Annotated in this window: 11 protein-coding genes; 3 read left to right on the top strand and 8 right to left on the bottom strand. The window is 40.5% G+C overall.

Going from position 1 to position 12,538, the window contains the following annotated elements:
- Positions 1–183 precede the first annotated feature (183 nt).
- The 6 genes from VF500_RS13160 to VF500_RS13135 all read right to left on the bottom strand — a co-directional run bounded on the left by VF500_RS13160 (position 184) and on the right by VF500_RS13135 (position 5,927).
- Entirely contained in the window at positions 184–438 is a 255-nt protein-coding gene (locus VF500_RS13160; RefSeq protein ID WP_330860107.1) for a type II toxin-antitoxin system RelE/ParE family toxin, read from the bottom strand.
- Complete coding sequence (locus VF500_RS13155; RefSeq protein WP_330860106.1) at positions 438–653, bottom strand: hypothetical protein; 216 nt, start codon at positions 651–653, stop codon at positions 438–440. Before VF500_RS13155 ends, VF500_RS13160 begins: the two co-directional genes overlap by 1 nt.
- Positions 654–724: 71 nt before the next feature.
- Positions 725–2,602 (bottom strand): LTA synthase family protein, encoded by a 1,878-nt coding sequence (locus VF500_RS13150; RefSeq protein ID WP_330860105.1) that lies wholly within the window; start codon positions 2,600–2,602, stop codon positions 725–727.
- A gap of 71 nt (positions 2,603–2,673) precedes the next feature.
- Entirely contained in the window at positions 2,674–3,318 is a 645-nt protein-coding gene (locus VF500_RS13145) for a hypothetical protein (protein ID WP_330860104.1), read from the bottom strand.
- 79 nt (positions 3,319–3,397) lie between these two features.
- Entirely contained in the window at positions 3,398–5,500 is a 2,103-nt protein-coding gene (locus VF500_RS13140; RefSeq protein ID WP_330860103.1) for a ComEC/Rec2 family competence protein, read from the bottom strand.
- A 91-nt stretch (positions 5,501–5,591) separates the two neighbouring features.
- A complete protein-coding gene (locus VF500_RS13135) occupies positions 5,592–5,927 on the bottom strand; it encodes a MerR family transcriptional regulator (protein WP_091210753.1) in 336 nt (111 codons plus the stop codon).
- Positions 5,928–6,091: 164 nt separating this feature from the next.
- On the opposite strand from VF500_RS13135, the gene VF500_RS13130 reads away from it, so the two are divergent.
- Both VF500_RS13130 and VF500_RS13125 read left to right on the top strand, forming a co-directional pair.
- Positions 6,092–7,972, top strand: a complete 1,881-nt coding sequence (locus tag VF500_RS13130; RefSeq protein ID WP_330860102.1) for a transglutaminase-like domain-containing protein — start codon at positions 6,092–6,094, stop codon at positions 7,970–7,972.
- Positions 7,969–10,209 (top strand): hypothetical protein, encoded by a 2,241-nt coding sequence (locus VF500_RS13125; RefSeq protein WP_330860101.1) that lies wholly within the window; start codon positions 7,969–7,971, stop codon positions 10,207–10,209. Before VF500_RS13130 ends, VF500_RS13125 begins: the two co-directional genes overlap by 4 nt.
- A 117-nt stretch (positions 10,210–10,326) precedes the next feature.
- Here VF500_RS13125 and VF500_RS13120 read toward each other — a convergent pair whose 3' ends face one another.
- On the bottom strand, positions 10,327–10,527 hold the full coding sequence (locus tag VF500_RS13120) for an addiction module protein (RefSeq protein ID WP_091210752.1): 201 nt from the start codon (positions 10,525–10,527) through the stop codon (positions 10,327–10,329).
- Between the two features lie 154 nt (positions 10,528–10,681).
- Positions 10,682–11,356, bottom strand: coding sequence for a hypothetical protein (locus tag VF500_RS13115; RefSeq protein ID WP_330860100.1), 675 nt, complete (start codon positions 11,354–11,356; stop codon positions 10,682–10,684).
- A gap of 207 nt (positions 11,357–11,563) precedes the next feature.
- On the opposite strand from VF500_RS13115, the gene VF500_RS13110 reads away from it, so the two are divergent.
- A partial coding sequence (locus VF500_RS13110) for an alanine--tRNA ligase-related protein (RefSeq protein ID WP_330860099.1) occupies positions 11,564–12,538 on the top strand: 975 nt, incomplete at its 3' end.

Here is a 12,538-nt window from a genome sequence, read left to right as displayed (position 1 = left end):
TCGCTCGTCTGCAAAAAGAAGCGCAAAAACTCGGCCTTACACTCCAAAATGCAGCTTGATTATGAATGCTTTACATGCACGTCATTATAAGCGTAGCAATCGCACGGAAGCAAATCCGCCCTGTATAGCATGCGATTGCTTTGCCGTTCCTCCTCGCAATGACATGAAAACGCGTCTTTTTTGTTAATCGTAAATGTTTTTTTGATGACCTAAATCTATTATCTCCACTAATAGAATGTCGTCCTGAATTTCGTAAATGATGCGGTAGTCGGCAACGCGTATTCTATAGCCGTCTCTCCCTTTTAATTTGATGTAGCCTATCGGGCGAGGATTATCAGCTAAGGAAATAATGGCCAATTTTATATTTGAATAATAGGGCTCATTAATGCTTTCTAAAGTTTTAATGGCCTTTTTTTTGATAATTACTTTGTAGGCCATTAATCTATCAGCCCGCGTTTGTTTTCTATCAGTTTAAATGCTTCTTCCATCGAAATTCCTGGTTCGGTATCGGAAGTTTTTGCTTCGTCATATAAACGGATATCTTCCAGTTCTTCTAATTCTTCCATAATGCTTTTAAATTCGGCGATAGGAAGCACTACAGAAAGCTTTTTTCCTCTGTCGTCCGTAATATATTGTGGATGTACGCTAAGCATATTTGTAATATTACAATTAAGATTATTACAAATTTAATTAATATAATCTTAAATCAAGTTGCACTTTCGTTTCAATACCCCATATACTCCGTAAACACCTGCTGCAAATAAGCCTTACCATAGGCAAGTGCAACTTCTGTGCTCTTTTCATCTGCATTTGGCTTGCTGTTGTAGATCATTGTCCGGCCGGAATTATCATAAGATACAGCTTGCCCCGATTGCATAAAACAGAAACCATTATCCCAGTCGAAAAATGCAAAGTCTTTAGTGACGGGATTCAATAAATCTTTCGACCATTTAAACTGGTTATGCGGCATACCTAATTGCGCCAACAGGGTACCAGCAACATCTGTTTGTCCGCCCAATTTGCTAATCTTTTTACCGCGGTATTCGGGTTTGATCACATCGCCAAAAAACAAGAGCGGGATGTGGTATTTAGTTGGATCATAAGCTTCGGCGGTATTACGGGGTAGGCGGTGACCATGATCGGCTACCAAAATAAACAGCGTGTTTTTATACCAGCTTTGTTTTTTAGCCTGTTCGAAATAAGCATTGATACATGAATCGGTAAAGTAAGCTGTGCTTCTGAATTTGTTGGCCGGATCACCATTGGCGTCATCAGCAAAGTGGTGTTTTACCGGTAAGGTGAATGGCTCATGATTGCTTGATGTTTGCACATAATTAAAGAACGGCTGCTGCTGCGTGGCTGAATATTGCAGGTTCCTGGTAAGCAGGTCATCGTCATAAACACCCCATTGTGTTTTGGTATGGGTATTATCAAATCTGGCTTCGTCTATAATATGATCAACACTGTGTGAGGTCATGAACTTATCAAAATTCATGTAATTGCTTTTACCACCATAAAAATAGGCGGTTTCATAACCTGCATTTTTAAATGACGCAGATATAGCCGGAAGCTTTTTATGTTTAACAGTATCGCTGATGATGGTACGGATAGCCTGTGAAGGGAAGCCGCTCATGAGGGCTACAATGCCTTTGTCGGTACGGTCGCCAGAGGCATATATGTTGTTAAAGAACAATCCGTTTTGGATTAACTTTTCAAAGTTTGGTGCTACGCCTTTATCCCCGCCTAACGACTCAATTACATCGGCAGTATAGCTTTCCATCTGGATGATTACCACATTCGGCCGGCTGGTTGTAAGGATCTGCAAGGTTGAATCATTCTTAACACTGTATAGTTCGTCCACCGTTTTTGCAGCTTCATCCGGATGATCATACAAATAAGGGTTATAAAGCGGGCGTAAATTTTCAAATACATTGTTAAACAGGTTCCATTCGGTGTTAAGGGCGCTTTGGTTCAGGATCTGCTTTTCGGAGAAATAGGCAGAGTTTTGGCTGATTGGTTTGGCTTGCAGGCCACCGCGCATCAGTACAAAGTTTGCAAACAGGAGTAGGGTAGTAAGTGAAACTTTGAGGCTTGGCCGGGCATCAGGTTTTTTAAATTGGTAATTGATGATAAAATGGGAGAGTACGCCGCCTGCTGCCAGTAACGCCAACCCAATAAAAATGCATTTCCCAACCGGTGACGAGCCACTTGAAGCAATGGCCTCTGAAGGGGCATGGTAAAAGGACGTAAACACCCTGAAGCTAACCTTGGTGCCCCATTCGCGGAAAATATTGAAGTTAAGTACGGTGTTTAAGGAGATGCAGAACAGGCAAAACCAAACATATACTTTTAGCCAGATGGGTTTTATCTGAACTTTTGGAATAAACCAGTTAACGGCAAATACAACAATGGGGATGATACAGATATAAGCTGTTGCCGATGCATCAAGCCTTAAGCCCCATAAAAATGTTTGCAGGATCTCGCCAATACTGGCATTATCAAGCTTATGCAGAAAATAGATCTCAAACGTAGCCCTCGTAATTGCGAAGAAGACGAGCCAGAAGACAAAAAATCTGAAAAAGCTGAAAAGGTTCCTTAACATGGGGTAACAAAAATAGTATTTTGCTACAATGTTAAGGAACCTTTAATGAATTGTTAATGAAATGTTTTTGATTACCTGCCGCCGCTCATAGCTTTCAGGTCATCCAGGGTGATCTTTTCAAAATCAGCAGGGATACCGAATATACCGGCAGGATTTTTTTGCTCGGTGATGCTTTTAACAGTAACCTCGGTGCTTTGGCCTTGTGAAAATGAGGTGTATTGTACCGGGAAACCACCAATAGCGCGGTAGTATTTGGCAATAGCAGTTACAGGTACAGTAACATCGTTAGTTACCCAGATATCATAAGTTTTGTTAGCTTTTGCATCTGTAGCTACTACTTTCTTGCAGTTAAAGCCCGAAATTACTTTGGTTTCGGTGCCTGGAGCAAAAGTAAGTGTAGGTAGTGACGCCAGGGCCTGGTCAACTTCATCAGGAGTGGCTATCGCTGCTTTCTTGATAGAAGCAACCGGCACATCAACCAAAACAGCTAATGATTTGCCGTCGGCATCGGTTAATATTTTAATAGTAGCCGGACCGGTAGTAAATTGCATAGCTGCAGAATCGGCACGGAAATAACTTTTAGCTTCAACCTGTTGTCCCTGCATAGCCGTTGAGATAGTTACAACACCTTCTTTGTAAGCTTTTTGAGCATTTGCGCTGATAGCTGTTGCGGTAAGGGCAAGGCCTAAGGCAACGTTGAAAATTTTAATGTTCATGTTTTGAGTTTGATTTAATGCCAAATTAATTTTTAATAATTAAAAGACAAATTTTTAGATAAGTAGTTTAATGTGTTTTTTAATTAGATGTCGCCACGAACGATTTGTTACGTTTTAAAACCACATAATTAGCATGCAGGGCACGGGCCTGGTCTACAATAAGCTGCACAGTTTTAGGGGTATTTGTGGCATCAATAATTATAGTATGATATTCGTGATTTTTATTAATAATTGCAAGCGGAATTTTAGGACTTCCGGTGATGTATAGATAGTCGGTTTTTAGTTTTTCTGCCGATGTTGTATCTGTATACTCTCTGTTGATGATCGATACAAATTGATTCCTGAACTGGACGAGGTTGTTATGTTTCCTTAAAAAGCCCGACCGGATCTCCTGGTCTGGTTTATATAAAACAACATCATTTATCTTGCAACTATCCAGATACGGCCGTATGGAGTAATTGTAGTTTTTGTCTGTATCGGCAAGATTACTTAATACAATAGCCTGGTTGCCGTTTTTAAATACTATGCCCATGTTTTTACGCAGGTTTAAAAAGGCGATGCTGTTTGTGCTATACGAACGATATCTTTTTATGCTGATGCTTACGGCTAATAAAAATATCAATATAATCCCCGTTCTCAGCAGCCATACTTTTCTATCATACAAAAAATAAAATACAGATATGATAATGGCATAAAGCAGCAGGTACTCGGTTGTAGTTTGCCATATTTTACTAATACTTGCAAAGGGCAAATGCTCAACCCAGCCCAGTACATAGTTCATGAACAGGATCGACTTTTCAAGGATCCAGGCGAGAGCGGTGGATATATAAGGAATTTGTGGTAGCAAAAGATAAAAAATCCCGCTATACATAATAACAGATGTAGGAATAACAATGAACAAATTGCTGAACAGGAAATAAACCGGAAACTGGTGAAAATAGAAGGCGCTTAGCGGAAAGGTAATAACTTGTGCAGCAATAGATACTGAACACAAGGCCCACAGTTTATCAATCCATTTATTGCTGAAAGTAAACCACGCATAAACCACCGGCTGTAAAATAACCAGGCCGGCAACGGCGAGATATGATAATTGAAAGCCTACATCGGTTATTAGCAAAGGGTTATACAGCAATAATATAAAGGCGGATACTGCGAGTATATTTAAATTATTGATATACCTGTTGTAAGTTTTACCGAGGATAACTGTGCTGATCATCACAGCTGCCCTGCAAACTGCAGGCGAAAACCCCGTAAGCATGGCATAATACCAGATGATGGGAATAATGATGATGGCCTTGATCAGCCTGCCATGTCTGAACCTGTTTAGGAAACGCAGCATAAATGCCAGTAAAGCCCAAATGATAGCCACATGCGCACCCGAAACCGAGAGCACATGGATGGTGCCCGTTTTGGAATAGGCCTGTAGTACATCTTCGCTTAAATCGGCTTTGTAGCCTAATATTAGTGTAGAGGCTACGGCAATAGCGTTTGGATCATGCAGTTGCTGTTTTAGTTTTTGAACCATTTGCCGCCTTAAAGCCAATGCATTTGCTATAAGCGGATTACCCGTGTTTGATTGAAGCAACCGGTACCGGCCCGGGTATAAAAACTCCTGGTAGTATATGTTTTGATGGGCAAGGTATTTTTTATAGTTGAACTCGGCAGGGTTAAAAGGAGGATCAATAGGAGCAAATTTGCCGGGGATGAGCAGTTCATCGCCGTAAGCAAGTTGCAACGCGCTGCTATCTTTTATGGTGATCATCAGCGTTCCGGTGGATGTGGCTGGTTTGTTTTGATTAATGTTTGCAGCAACGCTGGCCGTAAAACGGATGAGCCCGTTTTTAAGCTGAGGTTCATTACTAATGCGTACCAGCAGTCTTTGTGCCGGGAGTTTGGAGAAATGGCTGCTGTTATTGAGTTCATTATTGCTGATGGCAGCTATCCAGCCCGCGAGCAGTAATGAAAAGTGAATAATCATGCCGCCCAGCCATCTTTTTTTGTAAACCTTAAAGCGGGTATAGTAAAAATTAAGCAGGAGGAACAGGAACAGCAGGCTTGTAAAACTAACCGCCAAAGGCATTAAATATGTACCCGAACTGAAATTGATACCAATACTTATGCCCAATAAAAAAGGGAGTAATAAAATAACAACCGGGATCTCGCCCTTGTGGTTAGCGATCATAGTAGTTCCGGAATTGTTATTGCAGGTGATAGCATGGTTATAGGTTAACCTGATAGTGTTTCAAAAATAAAGATAGTTTTTATGCAGAAGATTACAACTGGTCGCGCACCTCGAGCAGAAATTTTTTGAGGTTTTCGAGCGAATCGATAACGCGCTGGTTATCCTTGGTATCGCCCATATTGTTTTTAAGATGATCCTTTGCGCCGTTTAAAGTATAACCTTTATCACGGATGAGGTGGAAGATGATCTTGAAATTTTCGATGTCTTCTGGTGTAAAATAGCGGTTACCCTTTTTGTTTTTCTTGGGCTGTAGTACATCGAACTCCTTTTCGTAAAAACGTATAAGCGACTGATTAACATCAAACATGGCCGATACCTCGCCCATGGTGTAGTACATCTTGCTTATTTCACGTTCTTTATAAGGCATAATACAAATGTATCTATTTGATTTCGAAATCGGAATTTTCTGTGAGGCCTGATGTGTATAATAATCATAACCGGCCTGGTTTCTCAAAATGCATTTTTTCTCTGCGGTTGATAGGTTGTTTATAAAATCAAAAAATAGTAATATATTTATTGACTAATAACCTTATGACTATTAAACTATTGATAACATACACCCTATGTATGTTGAGCGCTATGCAGTTAAGTGCTGTTGAAGCTGATTCGGCTGTAACTGTAACCTCCTTAAAAAATGAATTTCGGTTTAATTGGAACAGCAAAAATAATCGTGTAGAGATAAAACAGAAACTCAATAGTATCTACACCAGCAATGCTTATCAGGTAAATTACACGGTATCCGAATTCTACAACAACAATATCTCCATTGATGATATCACCTGCAAGGTTGACGGTCGCACGCCCCGGGGGTTTAAGCCCGAATACACCTATTACGGCAGTGACGATATTTTTTATTCGGATGAGCGGGTGTGTTATTTTCCGCTCGAGCTGGCAAAAAAAGGAAGTACGGGGAGCGTTACTTTTGAAGAAACGCTTAACGATCCGCGCTACTTTACCAATATTTATTTTGCTGATGAGTTGCCAGTACAACAAGGTGAAGTTACCATCGAAATTCCGCGCTGGATGAAGCTGGATATTAAAGAATTTAACTTCAATGGCTTTAATATAAAAAAGAGCACCACATACAATAGCAACAGCGATGCAGATATCATAACTTATATCTTTAGTAATATCCCGGCAATGAAAAAAGAGCCGCATAGCCCGGGTCCAACTTATATATATCCTCATTTGCTCATCATGTGCAAATCTGCCACAGCAGGTGGTAAACAAATTACATATTTTAATACCCTTGCCGATCAGTATTCCTGGTACCGCGAGTTGGTGAAGGATATAGCCGGCGATCCATCCCTGCTGAGCGCAAAAACTAAAGAACTTACCGCGGGATTAACCAACGATATTGATAAAATAAAAGCAATATTTTATTATGTACAGGACAATATCAGGTACATAGCTTTTGAAGATGGCATGGCAGGTTTTAAACCTGAAAAAGCCGACGAGGTTCTCCGAAAAAAATATGGTGATTGTAAGGGCATGGCTAACCTCACAAAGGCGTTGCTTGAAGCTGCTGGTTATGACGCCCGGCTTTGCTGGCTTGGCACAAAACATTTAGCCTATGATTACCAGACACCTTCAATGGCGGTTGATAATCATATGATATGTGCTTTAAATTACAAGGGCAAAACCTATTATCTTGATGCTACCGAAACCTATTTAGGCTTTAACGAATACGCCGAGCGGGTACAAGGCCGGCAGGTTTTAATGGAGGATGGTGATAAATATATTCTTGGTAAAATACCATATGCGCCGCAGGGGCAAAATTTAAGCAGTGAAACAAGTAAGCTTCATATTATTGGTGCAAGCCTGGCTGGTAAGGTGAGCAATGTTTGGAAAGGCGAGGATAAGGAAGGGGTTTTGGCAGGGCTAAATAGCATTAAACACGAAAACATTGAAGATGTTACCAAGCGTTATCTTGCCGCCGGCAGCGCCGATTATGTCATTAGCAACCTTGTATTAAGCAGTACAAGTAATCCTGATAAGGATTTAACAGCTGTATATGATGTTGAGCGTAAAAGCGGTATATCAGCTTTTGGTAAAGAGTATTACATAGATATGGATAACCGCAAGGAATTTTCAGACGCGGCCATTGCTATCGATAATCGCAAAAATGATTACTGGTTTTCAGGTAAAGAACATATTATTACCGAAGTTGAACTTACACTGCCGCAAAATTACAAAGCTTCAAGCATCCCGCCCGATCTGAACATATCAAAACCCGGATATGAGTTTCGTATCAGCTATGTTAGTTCGCTGGGGAAACTAACTTACAAAAAAACATTGCTTATAAAAAACACGCTGCTTGCAAAATCAAATTTTGCACAATGGAACCAGGATATTGAACTGTTAAACAAAGCTTACAACGAAAACTTAGTTATAAAACCTGTATCACAATGAAAAAATCTCTACGTTTATTATTTTTCTTTTTACTATTAACTGGGTCTGCAAGTGCACAAAACAATAACCAGACCTACGCTGAAAAGGCGGCCGAAATTCGAAAGGACGTGTGGGGAACAACTGTGCCTGAGTTTGCCGCCACAAAGGTTCCGACTAATTTAAGCAATGAAAGTGCTGTGGTTTTTGCAAAATCATACAGTATGCAAAGGTCACAGACCAACAAATTTAAATTTATGATCATTACAGCGTCGTCAACCACACGTACGCTAAAGCTTACCACTTTTCATGAGCGGGTTAAAATAAATGATAAATCGGCACTTGAAGATTTTTCAACTATATCTTACCAAAAGCGTCTTGACGAAAGCGTTCATATTTTGAGCGCTAAATTTTCGATGACCCATGATACCTATATTGGCGCCAAGATCATTAAGCCAACGGGCAAGGAGGTTATTGTAAATACAAGCGAAGAAGTGCTGATCAAAAATGAAAAGAAAGACCAGGTGAGCAAACTGGCCATATCTGATTTGCAGGTTGGCGATATACTTGATTATTATGTAAGCACCGTTGACGTGAGCGAAAATGCAAGCACCGACAACTTTGCCGACAACGACCTTGTTTTTGTGTTGGCTGGCGAATACCCGGTTTTATACAGCAGCTATGATTTTCAGTATGCCAAAAAAGATATTGTAAAGCATATCTGTGCAAATGGCGCACCCCAGTTTGATATCAGTACCAATAGCGCGGGCGACCAGATCTACAGCCTTAAGGTCAGGGACCAGGCCAAGTACCCAAGTGAGTTTTGGATTTCCAAATTTCGCCAGTTTCCCTATATCGAGATCAGCAGTTCACATACTATGGGTTTCGTAAAGTTTGTTTCAGGCGGTAAAGCCGGCGAAAGCGCTGCTGATAGGTTACAAGCTAATAAATCAATTTTTGAGGCTTCTTTTACAGAACGGGACCTTCCTTATTTCAGTGAGGTTACTGATCGCCTGAAAAAATATTTCGACGGTAAAAAGAATATTAAAGCCGCACCGCTTGATAGTGTAATGAAAGTGCTTTACAATATTAGAAAAGGAATGGTTTTTGGAAGCTATTCGAAAGATGATATTGGCAAAGTTGATGAGATCAACTATCGCCACATGGCTACAAAGTTTAATGCCATTATTATGAGTATGGTTTTAAATGATCTGAAAATCGATTACGATGTATTATTGGTTAGTTCGCGCAATGCTAACACGCTCGATAATATTTTTAATTATAGTGATTTTGATGCATGTATCCGTATAAACGATACAAAGCCACTTTATATGTTCTTTGATGATGCAGCAACTCATTTTAATGAGATCCCCCAGCGCTTCCAGGGCGAAAAAGTGATTGTACTTACCCCCAAGAGGGAAAGCGCCACCAAATACTCATTTACGGAGGGAACAGCAGTTTTGCCGGTAATGGCAGCTTCGGTTAATACCATTAACGAGGAAATTAAAGTAGCCCTTTTACCGGCCAGCATGCAAAAGCTGAAGATACAAAGGTTGGTTAAGCAAACAGGTTCTATGAGACACAATGATCAATTAGGTTTGTTGCCGGTAATTGATATTGATAATACCCTTATGGAATTGTCAAAAAGTGACAAACTGGAAAAAAGGCTGGCAGAAAATCCTGAAACAAAAAAACTGCGTGACGACTTTAGCTACGCATTTTCAGATGATCAATCTAAATCAGTTAAAAAATTCACGGCTGAAATAAAAGCCCAGTATGAGCAGGAACCAACTCAGGTGGTCGATTGTAAAATTATAAATGCCGGTCTTGATAACAGCAACCCTGTTTTTCAGTACTCCGAATCGTTTGTGTTGGATAACCTGGTAAAAAAAGCAGGCAATAACTATATTATTGATGCAGGTAAACTTGCAGGTTCGTTTTATAAATTGGAGGATAAGGAGCGTAAACGCACATTTGACGTGTATATGCCATGTTCCCGCAGTTTTAAATATACTATTAGTATTGCTGTGCCACCAGGGTATGTTGCCAAAGGTTTGGAAGAGTTAGCGACAAAGAAAACCAACAAAACAGGTTCGTTCTCATCAGAAGCTACTGTGAACGGTAACATGGTAACTATTGTGATAACACGTGTTTACAATAATAATTTTGAAAAAGCAGAAAACTGGCCGCTCCTTACCGAGACGATTGACGCCTCGTCAGGCTTCAATGCGCAGAAAATATTGCTGGAGAAAAAAAGCTAAATAATTGCAAAATAAAAGTCCGGAAACTAAATCCGGACTTTTTATTTTCTGTCTTATTCAGATTAAATAGGGCGCTGCTGACGTATTCCTGGCGATACCGGGATGCGCTTTATGCAGCTATTTACTTTCGCTCCAAGGCAATGAAGAAGCCTTGCCTGCTAAAAAATCGGCTTTACGGCTGGCCAGTTCTTTGGCTTGCTGCTCGAGCACAGCATCGCTTTCATTATCAATGCGGTAGTTATAATCCAAACTATCAAGAAATGCCAGGAGCACTCGTTTCTCCTGTTCGTTTTGAATGTCTACTCTTAAAGTTTCCATATGCAAATTTAAAGCAAATAAGGGGAATTGTATTAATATGTATCGACGAACGAGGGTTAAATCGACTTCAATTAATAAATAAATCCGAAATCGAAAATTGCTGTCCCCACAGGCGCCCCGCGAGAGGCCTTGAAGGGACAGGAAAATATGTTGTTTACTTTTTTATCAAGTAATTGCTGGTAAACTCTCTTATGGCAATGGTGTCATTTTTGTCGAGCGCCATATTTATTCCAGGAAGGTTAAATTCATTTGAGGATGAGGTCATATACTTGCCGATAAGCTTGTTGGTTACGGGATCCCTATGTAGAAAGCAAATATCAAGTCCGTTGATTTTAGCTTCCGAATTGTCACTATTAACAATCAGTGAACTACGGTATGAATATTTATTATTGTCATTCACTATGTTCATATATTTATAAAAAGGCGAAAATTTGGCTCTGACATCATCTCCATTATCTAATGAAATCTCCGAATCTACATCATTAAAAAAAGCTTGTTTACCACCAGCTGATGATATCGAATGATAATGATCGGCTGCAATTTGAATTGTTTTTGGTGATGTAAATGCAATGTCATTTTGCTTCGTTGAGATGGGATGTGATATCAGGTTAAGGCCTGTTGATGTAATAGCTTTGGCTTTAATAGCAGGGTCGGTGACTTCGCCCTGGTAGGTGAATACCCTTTCGGTCGATAGCGTTACTCCCTGGTATTGAAATGTTTTTGGGAAAGTGTTTGTTGAATTGCTGGTTTGGTAGTCTTTTTTGCAGGATAGACCCGTGATACTGGTAATAGTAAATAATAGAAGGATAGGTTTGTAGGAAAATTTCATAATAATTTGTGATAGATTGCAAAAATAGGTTAATATGTAATAGTCGATAGTTATAAATATATTTATTCTGACATCGTCATAAGTTAAAAGTTTAACGGTGTGTTAAAATTTTAACTTATGGGTTGAGTATCAGATATCTTAAATAACAAATCACTTTCCGACTTCCGGACTTTCTGACTTCCGGACTATTATTTACCTTTGCTCCCTATGACTGCTACTGAAATACGACAGGCTTTTCTTGATTTTTTTGTTTCAAAGGGACATACCATCGTTCCTTCGGCACCAATTGTGATTAAAAACGATCCAACCCTGATGTTCACCAACGCGGGGATGAACCAGTTTAAAGATATATTTTTAGGCGAGGCGGCGCCCAAGGCCTCCCGCGTAGCGGATACGCAGCGTTGTTTACGTGTATCGGGCAAGCATAACGATCTGGAAGAGGTAGGTATCGATACCTATCACCACACCATGTTTGAGATGCTGGGCAACTGGAGTTTTGGCGACTACTTTAAAAAAGAAGCCATTGCCTGGAGCTGGGAGCTGCTTACCGAAGTGTATAAGCTGCCTAAAGACCGCCTGTATGTTACCTATTTTGAAGGCGACGAAAAAGAGGGCCTTGAAGCCGATACCGAAACCTACGAACTATGGAAACAGTATGTAGCTGAAGACCACATCCTCCGCGGCAACAAAAAAGAGAACTTTTGGGAAATGGGCGAAACCGGCCCATGTGGTCCCTGTTCAGAAATTCATTTTGACAGCCGCCCGGATAACGAGCGTGCCGAAGTGAGCGGAGCCACATTGGTAAATGCCGATCATGACCAGGTTATCGAGATCTGGAATGACGTATTTATGCAGTTTAACCGCCTTAAAGGTGGCGTATTGCAACCACTCCCTAATAAACATGTGGATACCGGGATGGGCTTTGAACGCCTGGTACGTGTGTTACAGGGTAAAACATCCAACTATGATACCGATGTTTTTCAGCCGATGATCCAGTTCATTGCCGAAAAATCGGGCAAGAAATATAACAGCGCTGCCAAACCCGACGATGCTGATTGGAATGATGCTGTAGCTATGCGCGTACTGGCTGATCATATCCGCGCTATAAGCTTCGCTATCGCCGACGGACAATTGCCAGCGAGTAATAAAGCAGGCTATGTAATCCGCCGGATATTGCGCAGG

This window comes from Mucilaginibacter sp., from assembly GCF_036383575.1.
Lineage (GTDB): Bacteria > Bacteroidota > Bacteroidia > Sphingobacteriales > Sphingobacteriaceae > Mucilaginibacter.
The sequence above is the reverse complement of the archived record's forward strand: the minus strand, read 5'-3'. Positions and strand labels throughout refer to the sequence as shown.